Below are 16923 nucleotides of genomic sequence, written 5' to 3'. Positions count from 1 at the left end.
CGGATTACTCCCGGTTCTCGAAGTCGATGCGCGGATCGACCAGCGTGTAGAGGACGTCGCTGACCAGCTTCATGATCAGGCCGAACAGGGTGAAGATGAACAGCGTGCCGAACACCACCGGGTAGTCGCGGTTCAGCGCCGCCTCGAAGCTGAGCAGGCCCAGGCCGTCGAGGGAGAAGATCACTTCGATCAGCAGCGAGCCGGTGAAGAAGATGCCCAGCAGGGCCGAGGGTAGGCCCGCGATGATCAGCAGCATGGCGTTGCGGAACACATGGCCGTAGAGCACGCGACGCTCGGTGAGGCCCTTGGCGCGGGCGGTGACCACGTACTGCTTGCCGATCTCGTCGAGGAAGCTGTTCTTGGTCAGCAGGGTGATGGTGGCGAAGTTGCCGATCACCAGCGCGGTGATGGGTAGCGCCAGGTGCCAGAAGTAGTCGCGGACCTTGCCGCCCCAGGTCAGCTCGTCGAAGTTGTTGGAGGTCAGCCCGCGCAAGGGGAACCAGTCCCAATAGCTGCCGCCGGCGAACAGTACCACCAGCAGGATGGCGAAGAGGAACGCGGGGATGGCGTAGCCGACGATGATTGCCGAGCTGGTCCAGACGTCGAAATGGCTGCCGTGGCGCACCGCCTTGGCGATACCCAGCGGGATCGACACCAGGTACATGATCAGCGTGCTCCATAGCCCCAGGGAGATGGACACGGGCAGCTTCTCGACGATCAGGTCGGTGACCTTGGCGTCGCGGAAGAAGCTCTGGCCGAAGTCCAGGTGCACGTAGTTCTTGAGCATGATCCAGAAGCGTTCGGGCGCCGGCTTGTCGAAGCCGTACATCTTCTCGATTTCCTTCACCAGCTCCGGGTCCAGGCCCTGGGCGCCGCGGTAGTGCGTGCCGGCAGCTGCGACTTCACCGCCGCCGCCGGAGATGCGTCCAGTGGCGCCGCCGCTGGCGGCATCGAAGCCTTCCAGCTTGGCGATCATCTGCTCCACCGGGCCGCCGGGGGCCGCCTGGATGATGATGAAGTTGATCAGCAGGATGCCGAACAGGGTGGGGATGATCAGCAGCAGGCGCCGCAGGATGTAGGCCAGCATCAGTTGGTCCCTTGGGCGACGGCGCCATCAGCCGGCGTTTCGGCCGCAGCCTTGGTATCGGTTTTGCTCGGCTCGGCCTTCTCGCGAGCTTGCCACCAGGTCTGCAGCGCGTAGCTGTAGGGCGGGAGTTTTTCCGGGTGGGCGATGCGGTTCCAGTAGGCGATGCGCCAGTTGCCCAGGTACCAGTTGGGCACTACGTAGTGGCCCCAGAGCAGGGCTCGATCCAGCGCGCGGGCGTGGCGTACCAGGCTTTCGCGGGAGTCGGCGTTGATCAGGCCTTCCACCAGGGCGTCGATGCCCGGGTCGCGCAGGCCGATGAAGTTGCGGCTGCCGGGCTTGTCGGCGCTGCTGGAGTGCCAGAACTCGCGCTGCTCGTTGCCTGGCGAGCTGGACTGCGGCCAACTGCTGACGATCATGTCGTAGTCCCGCGAGCGCAGGCGGTTGATGTACTGCGAGACGTCGACCCGGCGCAGTTGCATGTCGATGCCCAGCTCGGCGAGGTTGCGCTTGAAGGGCAGCAGCACACGCTCGAAGTCGGCCTGGGCGAGCATGAACTCGAAGCTCAGCTGCTTGCCGTCGGGGCCGACCATCTTGTCGTTCTCGATCTTGTAGCCGGCATCGAGCAGCAGCTGGTAGGCCTTGCGTTTCTGCTCGCGGATAATGCCGCTGCCATCGCTGGTGGGCGGCACGTAGACCTGGGTGAAGACCTGCGGCGGCAGCTTGTCGCGCAGCGGTTCGAGGATTTTCAGCTCTTCCGCGTCCGGCAGCTCCTTGGCGGCCATCTCGGAGTTCTCGAAGTAGCTGCCGTCGCGCAGGTAGGAGCCGAAGAACAGCTGCTTGTTCGTCCATTCGAAGTCGAACAGGTTGGTGATGGCTTCACGCACGCGCGGGTCCTGGAACACCGGGCGGCGGATATTGAAGGCATAGGCCTGCATGCCCCACGGGTTGCCGTTTACTGGCTCCTCGCGAACGATGCGGCCGTCGCGCACGGCGGGCGAGTCGTAGGCGGTCGCCCAGTTCTTAGCGATGCGCTCGTCGTTGAAGTCGAACTGCCCGGCCTTGAAGGCTTCCAGCGCGACGGTCAGATCGCGGTAGGACTCCACCACCACGGCGTCGAAATTGTTGAAGCCGCGGTTCACCGGCAACTTGTCGCCCCACCAGTCCTTGACCTTCTCGTAGCGAATCGAGCGGCCGGCCTCGACCTTGGCGATGCGGTACGGGCCGCTGCCCAGCGGCGGCTCCATATTGGTCTTGTTGAAGTCGCGGCTGGCCCACCAGTGCTTGGGCAGGATCGACAGCTGGCCGAGGATCAGCGGCAGCTCGCGGTTGTCGCCGTGCTTGAAATCGAAACGCACGCGCAGCTTGTCCTCGGCCACCACCTTGTCGACGTCCGCATAGTAATTGCGGTACATCGGGTCGCCATCCTTCATCAGGGTCTCGAAGGTGAACACGACGTCTTCGGCGGTGACCGGCGTGCCGTCCTGGAAGCGCGCCTCGGGTCGCAGGTAGTAGCGGACGAAGCGGTGCTCCGGGTCCTTTTCGATCTTTTCGGCGAGCAGGCCGTATTCGGTGAAGGGCTCGTCGAGAGAGTGGAAGGTGAGGGTGTCGTAGATCAGGTTGATCTGCGGGGCCGAGTTGCCCTTGGCGATGAAGGGGTTGAGGCTGTCGAAACCGCCGAAGTCGGAGAGACGCAACGTGCCGCCCTTGGGCGCATCGGCATTGACGAAGTCGAAATGCTTGAAGTTCGCCGGGTACTTCGGCGCCTCGTCATACAGGGTGATGGCGTGCTGCGGCGCGGCCTGCGCACTGCCCAGCAGTCCCAGCAACAGGCCGACGCAGAGCGCGGCGCGGCGGGGGCTTTTCATAGGGTTTTCTCCTGGTCTTTTTGCCACCAGGCTCGCAGACCCAGCGTGTAGGGCGGCGTGGTGACGAAGGCGAAGCGGTTGCGGTACGCCAGTCGGTGCTTGTTCAGGTACCAGTTGGGAATGCTGTAGTGCTGCCACAGCAGCACCCGGTCCAGGGCGCGGGCCGCAGCTTCCTGCTGGTCGCGATCGGTGGCGCCGAGGAGTTTTTCGAGCATCGCGTCCACCACGGGGTTGGCGATGCCCGCATAGTTCTTGCTGCCCTTGACCGCCACCTGGCTGGAATGGAAGTACTGCCATTGTTCGAGGCCGGGGCTCAGTGTCTGGGGCAGGGTCATCAGAATCATGTCGTAGTCGAACTGGTCCAGACGCTGTTTGTACTGGGCGCGGTCCACGGTGCGCAAGCTCGCATCGATGCCGATGCTGGCGAGGTTCTCGCGATAGGGCTGAAGTATCCGCTCAAGGCTGGGGTTGACCAGCAGGATCTCGAAGCGCAACTGCTTGCCGCTGGCGTCCAGCAGACGATCGCCGGAGAGCTTCCAGCCGGCTTCGCCCAATAGACCCAAAGCGTGGCGCAGGGTTTCCCGCGGAATGCCGGCGCCCTTGGTAACCGGCACCGTGAAGGGGCGCTTGAAGAGTGCCTCGGGCAGTTGCTGGCGGTACGGGGAGAGCAGCAGCCACTCCCTGCCCTGGGGCGCACCGGTGGCCGCGAAGGTGCTGTTGGGGTAGTAGCTGCTGGCGCGTACGTAGGAGTCGTTGAACAGTGCGCGATTGGTCCATTCGAAATCGAACATCATCCCCAGTGCCTCGCGCAGGCGGCGATCGGCAAAGGTTGCGCGGCGGGTGTTGAGGAACAGCGCCTGGGTCTGGGTGGGGATCTGGTGGGGGATTTCCACCTTCACCACGTCACCCCTGCGCACCGCCGGGAAGCGATAGTTGCTGCGCCAGTTCTTCGCCTGGTGCTCGATGTAGATGTCGAATTCGCCTGCCTTGAAGGCTTCGAAGGCGATGCCGGCGTCGCGGTAGAAGTCCACCTCGACGCGATCGAAGTTGTACTTGCCGCGGTTTACCGGCAGGTCCTTGCCCCACCAGTCCTTGACCCGCTCGAACACCAGCCGTCGACCTGGCACCACTTCGGTGATCCGGTACGGCCCGCTGCCCAGTGGCGGCTCGAAGGTGGTCGCCTGGAAGTCACGGCCCTTCCAGTAGTGCTGCGGCAGCACTGGCATCTCGCCCAGACGCAGGATCAGCAGCGGGTTGTCATGGCGCTTGAAGACGAAGCGGATGCTCTGCGGCGAGAGGATGTCGACCCGCTGCACTTCCTGCAGGTTGGTGCGGTACATCGGGTGGCCATGCTTGAGCAGGGTGCGGTAGGAAAACGCCACGTCGTAGGCGGTGATCGGCTTGCCGTCGTGGAAGCGCGCTTCCGGGCGCAGGTTGAACACCACCCAGCTGCGATCGTCGGCGTACTCCACACTGCGGGCGATCAGTCCGTAGCTGGAGGCGGGCTCGTCGCCGGACGGGTCATACAGGCCGGTGCCGACCATCAGCGGCTCGTTCAACTCGCTGACCCCGTACTGCAGGAAGTCCGCAGTGCTCACCGGTGGGCTGCCCTTGAAGGTGTAGGGGTTCAGGGTGTCGAAGCTGCCCAGGCCCATCAGTCGCAGCAGGCCGCCCTTGGGGGCCTTGGGGTTGACCCAGTCGAAGTGATCGAAGTTGGCCGGGTACTTGAGGTCGCCGAATTGCGCGTAGCCGTGGCTCTCGGTGATCTGGGCGGAGGCGGGGAGGCCCAGGAATAGTCCCAGGAGCAGGAGAGACAAGCGACGCATCAGGCGTAGGATCCGATCCCGGCTGGCTGAAGGAGGTTAGCGTCGTACAGTAGCAGCTTGTCCTTGCTGCCAGAAGACATGCGGCCGGGGCTGTGCGCCCCGGCGCAGGGTGACACTCAGCGGCTGGCGGTATCGAGATACAGGGTGATGGTCTGGCCCGGCTTCAGGGCCCGGCCACTGCGGGGGTTCCAGCGCTTGATGTGCTGCATCTCGACGTTGAAGCGCTTGGCGATCAGGTACATCGAATCGCCCTGCTTGACCTTGTAGTAGGTCGCGGTGTCCTGCTTGGACTTGCTCTTGCTGCTGGAAGCCAGCTGGGTGGCGGCGGCGCTCTGCAGCTTGAGGGTCTGGCCGGGCTTGACGCCATGGTTGTCCAGGCCGTTCCAGCGCTTGAGGTCCGCAACCTCGACGCCGTTTTTCTTGGCGATGTTCCACAGGGTGTCGCCATTCTTCACGGTGTAGCTGCGAGTAGCGACGCGGGTGCTGGCGATGGTCTTGGAGCTTTCCACCTGGGCCAGTTGGCGCGGGCTCTCCGGCTCGATGACCGGGCGGCCGGGCTGGCCGGGGATCACCAGGGTCTGGCCGTTGCGCAGGCGGTTGGCGCTCAGGCGGTTGGCGGCCTTGAGCTCCGCCACGCTCAGGCGGTAGCGCTGTGCAATGCTGTGCAGGCTGTCACCCTTGCGCACGCGATAATGGCCATTGTTCGAGGCCACCAGGGGCTTGAGATGTACTGGCTCCAGGTTCGCGACGCCTGCCTTGAGGGAGTCGGCCTTGTCCAGCGGCACCAGCAGATGATGCGGGCCATCCAGGGTCACGCCGCGTTTGAAGGCGGGGTTGAGCTGCTGGAGTTCGTCCTGGTCCAGGTCGGCCACTGCGGCGACCTGGGAAAGGTCCAGGCCCGGCTTGACGCGAATCGAGGTGAAGTAGGGCTGGTTGGCGATCGGGCTGAGGTTGATGCCGTAGATGGTCGGGGCATTCACCAGCTGCGACAGGGCCAGCAGCTTGGGCACGTAGTCCTGAGTCTCCTGCGGAAGGGGCAGGTTCCAGTAGTCGGTGGGCAGGCCGAGGCGCTCGTTGCGCTCGATCGCGCGGCTGACGGTGCCTTCGCCGGCGTTGTAGGCGGCCAGCGCGAGCAGCCAGTCGCCGTTGAACATGTCATGCAGGCGGTTCAGGTAGGTCAGCGCGGCGTTGGTCGACGCGGTGATGTCGCGGCGGCCGTCATAGAAGTTGGTCTGGCGCAGGTTGAAGTGCGTGCCGGTGCTCGGGATGAATTGCCACAGGCCCACGGCCTGGGCGCGCGACACGGCCATCGGGTTGTACGAGCTCTCGATCATCGGCAGCAGCGCGAGTTCCAGCGGCATGTCGCGCTCTTCCAGTCGCTCGACGACGTAGTGCATGTAGGGCGCACCGCGTTCGCTGGCATTCTCCAGGAACGACTGGTTGCTCATGAACCACAGGCGCTGGCGTTCGATACGCGGGTTGGTATTGAGCTGGTCCTGTAGCTGGAAGCCGCCGCGCATGCGTTCCCAGATATCGTTCTGGGCCTGGTTCCATGCCGGCGTGAACTGCACGTCGACGGCGCGCGAGGCGCTGCGGGCCGGGCTGTTGCTGGCGACCTGGCTGGTCGACTGGCAGCCCGCCAGGCCCGCTGCGAGCAATACAATGGAGACTCGGATGGCACGTGCCAATGCGTCTAGATCGGAGGTATTTCTGGTCTTGGGCGGCATTGGCTGATGACTTTGTCCGGGGCAAAAATTTCGGCGATTCTAGAAACCGGGCCAGCCCTGGTCAAGATTTCGCCAGTCCTCAGAACTGGTCCTTCCAGCGGCGAATGGTCGCAAAGACCTCTTCCGGCGTGCGGATTTGCTGGCCGTCCCGCTCGTCGGCCATTTTCTTAACGGATGTTTCTGACACACGAAGGAAAGGATTCGTCGCACGTTCCAGGGCGATGGAAGAAGGAAGGCTGATCTTCCCCTGTTCACGCCAGCGACTGACCTCTTCGAAGCGGGCCAGGACTTCCGGATTCTCCGGTTCCACTGCGCAGGCGAAGCGCAGGTTGCTCAAGGTGTATTCGTGGGTGCAGTACACGGCGGTATGGCCGGGCAGGGCAGCCAGCCGGCTCAGCGAGGCGTGCATCTGCGCTGGGGTGCCTTCGAAGAGGCGGCCGCAACCGGCGGCGAACAGGGTGTCGCCGCAGAACAGTAGCGGTTGCCCGTGGTTGTCGCCGAAGTACGCGATGTGGCCCAGGGTATGGCCGGGCACATGGAAGACCTCGAACGTCAGGCCGAGCACTTCGACCCGGTCGCCATCCTCCAGCGCCACGTCGCGCGCCGGTATCTTCTCCCCGGCCGGGCCCAGCACGCGGGCGCCGGTTTCGGCCTTCAGTCGGGCGACACCGCCCACGTGGTCGGCATGGTGGTGGGTGACGATGATGTCGGTCAGCATCCAGCCCGGATGGGCCAGTAGCCATTGCTCGACTGGTGCGGCGTCGCCCGGGTCGACCACCGCGCATTCTCGGCGGGTCACATCCTGCAACAGCCAGAGGTAGTTGTCGGAAAAGGCGGGAAGCGCATCTATCTGTATCATGGGTGGAAAGTCGCCAAGTGGTGGGCATTGTCGCATAGTAGTGCGGATACGCACTTTTGTGTCGCGCTGTCCCACAGGGGGTAGTGATGATCGAAGAACCCTTCGCTCAGGCCGATGCCGACTGGCTGGAGCTGATCGACCAGGCCCGTCATTGGCTGTCCGGGCCGATCGGCGGAATGATGCTCGCCGAGGAGCAGCGACTGCTGATCGACGAGCTGGAGCGCTATTTCGGCGGCTACCTGGTGCATTACGGGCCGCATGCGGAACTGCCGGCCAGTGTTGGCAACATCCAGCGCGGCGTGCGCCTCGGGCCGCCGCTGCCCGGCGTGGAAATCGCCTGCGACGAGGCGGCCTGGCCTTTGGGCGAGCACGCCGCCGATGTGGTGCTGCTGCAGCACGGCCTGGATTTCTGCCTGTCACCGCACCGCCTGCTGCGCGAAGCCGCGCGCAGCGTGCGCCCTGGCGGGCACCTGCTGGTGGTCGGGGTGAACCCCTGGAGCGCCTGGGGCATCCGCCACTACTTCGCCCGCGATGCCTTGCGCCGCGCCCGTTGCATCTCGCCGAACCGGGTCTGCGACTGGCTCAACCTGCTGGGCTTCGCGCTGGAGAAACGCCGCTTCGGGTGTTATCGTCCGCCGCTTGCATCGGCGAAATGGCAGGGCCGTCTGGCCCGCATGGAGACCTGGGGCCCCGTCCTGCAGGGCTCCGGCGCCGGCTTCTATCTATTGGTGGCGCGCAAGCTGGTGGTCGGACTTCGACCCCTGCGCCAGCCCCGTCGCGAGCCGCGTGGCCAACTGGTGCCGCTGCCGGTGGCCAAGGTCAGTCGCCGCGATTCCGAGTCCTGAAAGCGAGCCAAATGAGCGAAGAGAAAGTCGAGATATATACCGACGGCGCCTGCAAGGGCAACCCGGGCCCGGGTGGCTGGGGCGCCGTGCTGTTCTACAAGGGCGCCGAGCGCGAACTGTGGGGCGGCGAGGCCGAAACCACCAACAACCGCATGGAGCTGATGGCCGCCATCATGGCCCTGGCCGCGCTCAAGCGGCATTGCGACGTACGCATCGTCACTGACTCGCAGTACGTCATGCAGGGCATTACCGAGTGGATGGTCAACTGGAAGAAGCGCGGCTGGAAGACCGCCGCCAAGCAGCCGGTTAAGAATGCCGACCTGTGGCAGGCGCTGGACGAGCAGGTGAACCGGCATACTGTCGAATGGCGCTGGGTGCGCGGCCATACCGGCCACCCCGGCAACGAGCGTGCCGACATGCTCGCCAACCGTGGCGTGAGCGAGCTGCCGCGCTAAGCGTCCAGCTATCAGAATCAAGTTCGCCGGGACCCGTCCGGGCGAATCAACTGCAAGAAGGTTTCACACAGAATGCGCAGCGTCGTACTCGATACTGAAACGACCGGTATGCCGGTCACCGACGGTCACCGGATCATCGAGATCGGTTGCGTCGAACTCGACGGTCGCCGCCTGACAGGCCGGCACTTCCACGTCTACCTGCAGCCCGACCGCGAGATCGACGAAGGCGCCATCGCGGTCCACGGCATTACCAATGAATACGTCAAGGACATGCCGCGCTTCCGCGAAGTGGCGGATGACTTCTTCGAATTCATCAAGGGCGCCCAGCTGATCATCCACAACGCGGCGTTCGACGTTGGCTTCATCAACAACGAATTCGCCCTGCTGGGGCAGTCCGAGCGTGCCGACGTCGCCGACTATTGCGGCATCCTCGATACCCTGTTGATGGCCCGTGAGCGCCATCCGGGTCAGCGCAACAACCTCGATGCCCTTTGCAAGCGCTACGGCGTCGACAACTCCGGCCGTGACCTCCACGGCGCACTGCTCGACGCCGAGATTCTCGCCGACGTCTACCTGGCGATGACCGGTGGCCAGACCAGCCTGTCGCTGGCTGGCGATGGTGCGGCAGGGGATGGCAGCGGGCGCGCCACTGCATCGGCGATCCGTCGCCTGGCGGCCGAGCGCGGGCTGACCCGAGTGATCCGCGCCACCGATGCCGAGATCGAGGCGCACGTCGCGCGCCTGGCGGTGATCGAGAAATCCGCAGGCGGCCCGTCGCTATGGGCACAGATGGACGCGCCGAAGGAGTAATCCTTCGTGCTACCTGAAAAAGGCCCCTGAACAGGGGCTTTTTCATTTCTGCGCAGCGCTTTTCTGTAGGAGCGAGCTTGCTCGCGAATGGAGTTCCCAGAGAGCTCCGGTGTTGGGTGGTTCGCGAGCAAGCTCGCTCCTACCAATATCAGGGCGAGCCCCATTCCAGACCTGTCGGCAACGCGACGTTTTATTACAGCCGCAAGCCGAGCGCATTCCCCTACATTCCGTGAGTCCATACTCTGAAAGGGATCGACGCCAGTCGTACGTCCATTCAGGGGTTCACAATGTACAAAGACTTAAAATTCCCCATCCTCATCGTCCATCGCGACATCAAGGCCGATACCGTGGCCGGCGACCGGGTGAGGGATATCGCGCGGGAGCTGGAGCAGGACGGCTTCAGCATCCTTTCCACTGCCAGTTCCGCCGAGGGGCGCATCGTCGCCTCCACCCACCATGGTCTCGCCTGCATCCTGGTCGCCGCCGAGGGGGCGGGGGAGAACCAGCGCCTGCTGCAGGACGTGGTGGAACTGATCCGCATGGCGCGGGTACGCGCACCGCAGCTGCCGATCTTCGCCCTTGGCGAACAGATGACCATCGAGAACGCGCCGGCCGAGTCCATGGCTGACCTGCACCAGTTGCGCGGCATCCTTTATCTGTTCGAAGACACAGTGCCCTTCCTCGCGCGTCAGGTCAGCCGCGCCGCGCGCAAATACCTGGAAGGCCTGCTACCGCCGTTCTTCCGCGCCCTGGTAGAGCACACCGCGCAGTCCAACTATTCCTGGCACACGCCGGGTCATGGCGGCGGCGTGGCCTATCGCAAGAGCCCGGTGGGGCAGGCGTTTCACCAGTTCTTCGGGGAGAACACCCTGCGTTCGGACCTCTCCGTCTCGGTGCCCGAACTGGGCTCGCTGCTGGATCACACCGGCCCGCTGGCCGAGGCGGAAGCCCGCGCCGCGCGCAATTTTGGCGCCGACCACACCTTCTTCGTGATCAACGGCACCTCCACGGCGAACAAGATCGTCTGGCACTCCATGGTCTGTCGCGACGACCTGGTGCTGGTGGACCGCAACTGCCACAAGTCGATCCTCCACGCGATCATCATGACTGGCGCCATCCCGCTCTACCTGACACCGGAGCGCAACGAACTGGGCATCATCGGACCGATCCCGCTGTCCGAGTTCAGCCGCGAATCCATCGTCGCGAAGATCGAAGCCAGCCCGCTGGCCCGCGGCCGCGAGCCCAAGGTGCGGCTGGCGGTAGTGACCAACTCCACCTACGACGGCCTTTGCTACAACGCGCAGATGATCAAGCTGGCCCTGGGCGACAGCGTCGAGGTGCTGCATTTCGACGAGGCCTGGTACGCCTACGCGGCCTTCCATGAGTTCTACGATGGCCGCTACGGCATGGGCACCAGCCGCGATGACAGTGGCCCGCTGGTGTTCACCACTCATTCCACGCACAAGATGCTCGCGGCCTTCAGCCAGGCCTCGATGATTCACGTGCAGGACGCCGGCGCCCGGCGCTTCGAGCAGGCGCGCTTCAACGAAGCCTTCATGATGCACATCTCCACATCGCCGCAGTACGGCATCATTGCCTCGCTGGACGTGGCCTCGGCGATGATGGAAGGCCCGGCAGGGCGTTCGCTGATCCAGGAAACCTTCGACGAAGCCCTGAGCTTCCGCCGCGCCCTGGCCAATGTGCAGCAGAGCCTCGCCGAGGACGACTGGTGGTTCTGCGTCTGGCAGCCGCCGGGCGTCGAGGGCACCGACGAAGTGAAGACCCGCGACTGGGTGCTGGAGCCCAACGCCGACTGGCACGGCTTCGGCGACGCGGTGGAAGATTACGTGCTGCTCGACCCGATCAAGGTCACCCTGGCCACGCCGGGCCTCACCGCCGGCGGCCGCCTGGACTCGCGAGGGATTCCCGCCGCGGTGGTCAGTCGCTTCCTCTGGGAACGCGGGCTGGTGGTGGAAAAGACCGGGCTGTATTCCTTCCTCGTGCTGTTCTCCATGGGCGTGACCAAGGGCAAGTGGAGCACCCTGGTCACAGAACTTCTGGAGTTCAAGCGCAGCTATGACGCCAACCAGCCGCTGGCAGACGCCCTGCCCAGCGTCGCCCAGGCAGGCGGAGCACGCTATGCAGGCATGGGCCTGCGCGACCTGTGCGACGAGTTGCACCGCTGCTACCGCGACCATGCCACGGCCAAGGCGATGAAACGCATGTACACGGTGCTGCCGGAAATCGCCATGCGCCCGGCGGATGCCTACGCGCAGCTGGTGCGCGGTGAGGTCGAAGCGGTGCCGATCGATCGTTTGGAAGGGCGCATCGCGGCGGTGATGCTGGTGCCATACCCGCCAGGTATCCCGCTGATCATGCCGGGCGAGCGGTTCACCGAATCCACCCGCTCCATACTGGATTACCTGGCCTTCGCCCAGAGTTTCGAGCGCAACTTCCCCGGCTTCGACTCGGACGTGCATGGCCTGCAGGTGCGCGAACTAGACGGCGAGCGGCGCTATACCGTGGAGTGCTGCAAGTGACCGTCCGGCTCCTGACAGAGGTGACATACATCACTGTATGAAAAGTGGAACTATCCTTGTGCGCATCGGTAAAGGGAGAAATTGAGGAAAAAGGGAGGTTTCCCCTATGCGCTGTCCCATGACGTTGCCGAACGAGAGTGAGCGCCTGAACGCTCTCTCCGACTATGGATTCGACGACGAAAACCTGCTGCCGAGCCTCGACCCGGTGGTGCAGATCGCCGTGCGCATGTTCGGCATGCCAGTCGCTGCGGTGAACATGATCGGTAGTGACCATGTGTTCTTCGCCGCTGCCACCGGAATCGGCGAGGTCGACATGGGCCGTGACGTGTCCTTCTGCGCCCACGCCATTGCCCAGGACGGCGTGATGGTGGTGGGCGATGCCAGCCGCGACGAACGCTTCCATGACAACCCTCTGGTCACCGCGCCCAATGGCGTGCGCTTCTACGCCGGCGTGCCGCTGTTGTCGGTGGAGGGGCAGGCGCTCGGCGCCCTTTGCATCATCGACAGCCAGCCCCACGAGGACTTTTCCGGCGAGGACCGCGAGCGCCTGGTCGAGTTGGCGCGCATGGCGTCGGACCGGCTGGAGTTGCGGCGCATCGAAGTCGCTTCGTCGCGTACCCGGCCTTTGTTCGAGGAGTACGCCGGCACCTCGCCCACGCCCGTGGTGTGGTTCGACTGCTGGGGCGAGATCGGCGCGTGGAACGAGGCGGCGGCCAACCTGTTCGGCTACGACCTGGTCGAAGGCAGCGGACAGGCTTTCGAACTGTTGTTGCCTGAGCGTCAGCGTCTGTCATTTCGCGCGCTGATCAGCGGAGCCAGCGATGCCACTTCCCTGGACGGCATGGCCGTGCCGGGGGAAATCACCGGCGTGCGCAAGGACGGCTCCGAGCTGTCCCTGGGGCTGACGCTGTTCAGTTGGTCGGAGAAGGGCAAGCTCAAGTTCGAGGCAGTGCTCAAGGACCTCACCGCCCGCCACCAGGAAGAGGAGGCGTTGCGCCAGTTGGCCAGCGTCGACGTGCTCACTGGCCTGGCCAACCGTGGCCAGTTCTACCGGCGCACCGAAGACGTGCTGGTGCAGTCGCGCCCGGCGGCGGTGCTGATGATCGACCTGGATGGCTTCAAGGACGTCAACGACTCCCTCGGCCACGCCGTGGGGGATGGAATTCTGCGACAGGTTGCCGAGCGCCTGGGGCGGCTGGCCACCGCCGGCGCCACGGTGGCACGCATTGGCGGCGACGAGTTCGCCATTCTCGAGCCGAACCTGCTTTCCCCTGAACATGCCATGCGCTTCGCCCAGGCGGTGATCGCCAGCATCGCCGAGCCGATCATCATCGACGTCCACGAAGTGCGGGTCGCCGCCAGTTGCGGTGTGGCGTTGGCGCCGTTGCACGCCCAGGAGGCGCTGGAGCTGGTGGGCAATGCGGACCTTGCGCTGTTCAAGGCCAAGAGCAGCGGGCGCAGTCACGCCTTTGTGTTCGTCCCGGCGCTGAAGATGGAAGCGGCGGCGCGGCACCTGTACGGAATGGAGTTGCACCGCGCCGTGGCCAACGGTGAGTTCCTGCTGTTCTACCAGCCTCAGGTGAGCCTGCGCGACGGCTCGTTGCGGGGCGTCGAGGCGCTGATCCGCTGGCAGCATCCGCAGCGCGGATTACTCTCGCCGGCGGCCTTCCTGCCGTCGCTGGAGGGCGGGCCGCTGGCGGCCATCGTTGGGGCCTGGATTCTGGATGAAGCCTGCGCCCAGGCGGCGTACTGGCGGCGCAACGGCGCGCCTGACCTGCGTATGGGGGTGAACCTGTTCGGCGCGCAGTTCCGCATGGGCAACCTGGTCACCCAGGTCCTCGAGGCGCTCGAGCGACATGGCCTGCCGGCGGAGGCGCTGGAGCTGGAAATCACCGAGAACATCGTGCTCAACCACGACGACACTGTGCTCAGCACCCTGCAGAGCCTGCGTTCCTATGGGGTCGGCATCGCCTTCGACGATTTCGGCACCGGCTACGCGTCCCTCAGCCTGCTCAAGACCTACCCGCTGAGCCGCATCAAGATCGACCGCACCTTCGTCATCGGCATGCTGGAAACCCAGCAGGATCTTTCGGTGATCCGCGCGATCCTCGACATGGCCCGCAGCTTTGACCTGGAGACCATCGCCGAGGGCATCGAAACCACCGCCCAGCGCGATCGTCTGCGCGCCGAGCGTTGTACTGAAGGGCAGGGTTACCTGTTCGCCAAGCCGATGCCTGCGATGCAGTTCGAGCAACTGTACGACATCGGTACGCGGCAGTTCGGCTCGGCTTGAATGGCGGATTTTCTACAGCGATCTTGACCGTGCGGGGCGAAATCGCTCGAAATGGGTGGTTTCGTCCTGCAAAACGGTTTCCTCCTTTGCCCGGCGCTGTCTACCCTGTAGGACAGATCGCCGCTCTGCGATTTTTTTGCAGGTAGAGAGCTCGAAGGGCAGGTCGATAAAACGAAAATACGGATCGCGGGCTTCTAAGGAGCGCAGATGGCGGAAGCGAAAAAGGGCAGCATGGGGTTCTGGAGCTGCACTGCGCTGGTGGTCGGCAACATGGTCGGGTCAGGGGTCTTCCTGTTGCCGTCGAGCCTGGCGGCGTTTGGTGGGCTCAGCCTGTTCGGCTGGCTGGTGTCGAGCACCGGGGCGGTGATCCTGGCCTTCACCTTCGCCCGGCTGGCGCGGCTCAACCCCGGTGCCGGCGGACCTTACGCCTATACCCGCGACGGCTTCGGCAGCTTCGCCGGTTATCTCTGTGCCTGGACCTACTGGAAAGCCGCGTGGATCGGTAACGCCGCCATCGCCGTCACGCTGGTGGGCTACCTGCGGGTGTTCATCCCGGCCCTGGCCGACCCGCTGCTGATGGTCGCCACGGCCATTGGCGCCATCTGGCTGTGCACCCTGATCAACCTGCGCGGCATCACCGCCTTCGCCATGGTGCAGAACTGCCTGACCGCGCTCAAGCTGATCCCACTGCTGCTGGTGGGTATCCTCGGCTGGTTCCACTTCAATCCCGATTACCTGACCATCCCGGCGCCCAGCGAGCTGCCGAACATGGGGTATGCCCAGGCCATCGCCACCACGGCTGCGCTGACGCTGTGGTCCTTTATCGGCCTGGAATCGGCCACCGTGCCGGCGGACGATGTGCGCGACCCGAAGAAGACCATCCCCCGCGCCACGCTGTTCGGCACCCTGGCCGCTGCCGCGGTGTACATCCTGTCGATCACCGCGGTGCAGGGCCTGATGCCGCCGGAGGTTCTGGCCAAGTCCACTTCGCCTTTCGCCGATGCTGCGCGCATCCTCCTGGGCACCTGGGGTTACTACCTGGTGGCTGGCGGCGCGGTGATCGCCTGCCTGGGTGCGCTCAACGGCTGGGTGCTGCTGCAGGGCCAGATTCCGGTGGCGCCGGCCCGTGACGGGCTGTTTCCCGAGTCCCTGGGCAAGCTCAACAAGAATGGCGCGCCGGCCAACGGCTTGCTGTCCTCCGGGCTGCTGGTGACCGCACTGGTGATGGTCGATGGTCATGGCGAGCTGGTAGAGGTGTTCAACGTCATCATCCTGCTCGGCACCATGACCGGTGTGGTGCCTTACGCCTTCTGCACGGCCGCATTGTTGCAACTGCTGGCCACCAAACCCGAGTCCTTCTCCCCGCGTTCGCGCCCGCAGGTGCTGGCCATCGGTTGCCTGGGCTTCCTCTATTCGCTGTGGGCGCTCTATGGCACGGGCGAGCAGGCGATCTTCTGGGGCTTCCTGGTGTTCATGGCGGGCATCCCGATGTACACCTGGCGCCAGTACCGCAACCGCGCGCAGGGGCTGCCGCTGGCCGCCGGCGACTGATTGTCGCGGCGGTCACCTTCCTGCCAGATCAAGCAGTTGGTGAGCGAATTGCGAGCGGATTCACGACCGATGCCGTGGCCTGTGTCACAGACCGCGGCATCGACTTTTGGTCTTGCCTTGTTATAGTGGCGCGATGCCAAAAATCTGTATGCGGCACCCATAAGAACTGTTGGCCCGGGCTCCAGCGGCAGCGCGCCGCACCCAGACGAGAAGCAGGGCATTCCCGAGGACATCTCCCGTGACCGAATACAAAGCCTTCCGCGTTGAACTGGCGGACAAGATCGCCCATGTGCAGATCAATCGTCCGGAAAAACTCAACGCGATGAATGCCGATTTCTGGAAAGAAATCATCGATATCTTCCAGTGGGCCGATGAAACGGATGAAGTCCGCGTCGTCGTCCTCAGCGGCGCCGGCAAGCACTTCTCCGCCGGTATCGACCTCGCCCTGCTGGCCCAGGCCGCCAGCCACCTGGGCAAGGACGTCGGCCGCAACGCCCGCGCGCTGCGCAAGACCATCCTGCAACTGCAGGGCTCCTTCAACGCCGTGGACAAGTGCAGCAAGCCGGTCCTCGCGGCGATCCAGGGCTACTGCATCGGCGGCGGCATCGACCTGATCTCCGCTTGCGACATGCGCTACTGCAGCGCGGACGCGCAGTTCTCCATCAAGGAAATCGACATGGGCATGGCTGCCGATGTCGGCACCCTGCAGCGCCTGCCGCGCCTGATCGGCGATGGCATCATGCGTGAACTGGCCTACACCGGACGTAACGTCAACGCCGAGGAAGCGCAGCGCATCGGCCTGGTCAACAGCGTCTATGCCGACCATTCCGCGCTGCAGGACGGCGTGATGGAGCTGGCCCGGCAGATCGCCGCCAAGTCGCCGATCGCCATTCGCGGCACCAAGGAAATGATCGGCTACGCCCGCGACCACCGTGTCGAGGACGGCCTGGAATACATCGCCACCTGGAACGCCGCCATGCTGCAGTCCGCTGACCTGCAGGCTGCCATGATGGCGCACATGAGCAAGAAGACCCCCGAGTTCGCCGATTGATGTCCGTCCACTCT

The 16923-nt window shown here is 64.6% G+C and carries 12 protein-coding genes; 7 read left to right on the top strand and 5 right to left on the bottom strand.

Features of this window, described 5'->3' with window-relative positions; translation table 11 throughout:
• Nucleotides 1–4 precede the first annotated feature (4 nt).
• The 5 genes from AC2T4A_RS23925 to gloB all read right to left on the bottom strand — a co-directional run bounded on the left by AC2T4A_RS23925 (nt 5) and on the right by gloB (nt 7364).
• Nucleotides 5–1087: a microcin C ABC transporter permease YejB gene (locus AC2T4A_RS23925; RefSeq protein ID WP_478378358.1), complete on the bottom strand. Its 1083-nt coding sequence runs from the start codon at nt 1085–1087 to the stop codon at nt 5–7.
• Nucleotides 1087–2952, bottom strand: coding sequence for an extracellular solute-binding protein (locus AC2T4A_RS23920; protein ID WP_486741974.1), 1866 nt, complete (start codon nt 2950–2952; stop codon nt 1087–1089). The genes AC2T4A_RS23925 and AC2T4A_RS23920 overlap by 1 nt, the downstream gene beginning before the upstream one ends.
• Entirely contained in the window at nt 2949–4778 is a 1830-nt protein-coding gene (locus AC2T4A_RS23915) for an extracellular solute-binding protein (protein WP_486741973.1), read from the bottom strand. Before AC2T4A_RS23915 ends, AC2T4A_RS23920 begins: the two co-directional genes overlap by 4 nt.
• A 116-nt stretch (nt 4779–4894) precedes the next feature.
• Nucleotides 4895–6505 (bottom strand): LysM peptidoglycan-binding domain-containing protein, encoded by a 1611-nt coding sequence (locus AC2T4A_RS23910; protein WP_486741972.1) that lies wholly within the window; start codon nt 6503–6505, stop codon nt 4895–4897.
• Between the two features lie 79 nt (nt 6506–6584).
• Entirely contained in the window at nt 6585–7364 is a 780-nt protein-coding gene (gene gloB, locus AC2T4A_RS23905; RefSeq protein ID WP_486741971.1) for a hydroxyacylglutathione hydrolase, read from the bottom strand.
• 89 nt (nt 7365–7453) lie between these two features.
• On the opposite strand from gloB, the gene AC2T4A_RS23900 reads away from it, so the two are divergent.
• From AC2T4A_RS23900 to AC2T4A_RS23870, 7 genes are all read left to right on the top strand, one after another.
• Nucleotides 7454–8209: a class I SAM-dependent methyltransferase gene (locus AC2T4A_RS23900; RefSeq protein WP_416747310.1), complete on the top strand. Its 756-nt coding sequence runs from the start codon at nt 7454–7456 to the stop codon at nt 8207–8209.
• A gap of 11 nt (nt 8210–8220) precedes the next feature.
• The gene (gene rnhA, locus AC2T4A_RS23895; protein WP_024763291.1) at nt 8221–8664 is read left to right on the top strand and encodes a ribonuclease HI; all 444 of its coding nucleotides are present in this window, start codon (nt 8221–8223) and stop codon (nt 8662–8664) included.
• Nucleotides 8665–8736: 72 nt separating this feature from the next.
• Entirely contained in the window at nt 8737–9474 is a 738-nt protein-coding gene (dnaQ, locus tag AC2T4A_RS23890; RefSeq protein WP_486741970.1) for a DNA polymerase III subunit epsilon, read from the top strand.
• 287 nt (nt 9475–9761) lie between these two features.
• Nucleotides 9762–12014, top strand: a complete 2253-nt coding sequence (locus AC2T4A_RS23885) for an Orn/Lys/Arg family decarboxylase (protein WP_486741969.1) — start codon at nt 9762–9764, stop codon at nt 12012–12014.
• 118 nt (nt 12015–12132) lie between these two features.
• On the top strand, nt 12133–14307 hold the full coding sequence (locus tag AC2T4A_RS23880; RefSeq protein ID WP_416746723.1) for a putative bifunctional diguanylate cyclase/phosphodiesterase: 2175 nt from the start codon (nt 12133–12135) through the stop codon (nt 14305–14307).
• 207 nt (nt 14308–14514) lie between these two features.
• On the top strand, nt 14515–15858 hold the full coding sequence (locus tag AC2T4A_RS23875) for an amino acid permease (protein ID WP_478378364.1): 1344 nt from the start codon (nt 14515–14517) through the stop codon (nt 15856–15858).
• A gap of 238 nt (nt 15859–16096) precedes the next feature.
• Nucleotides 16097–16909: a crotonase/enoyl-CoA hydratase family protein gene (locus AC2T4A_RS23870; protein ID WP_138216321.1), complete on the top strand. Its 813-nt coding sequence runs from the start codon at nt 16097–16099 to the stop codon at nt 16907–16909.
• Nucleotides 16910–16923: the final 14 nt, after the last annotated feature.

Source organism: Pseudomonas sp. PVC-3-1 (genome assembly GCF_057444315.1).
The sequence above is the reverse complement of the archived record's forward strand: the minus strand, read 5'-3'. Positions and strand labels throughout refer to the sequence as shown.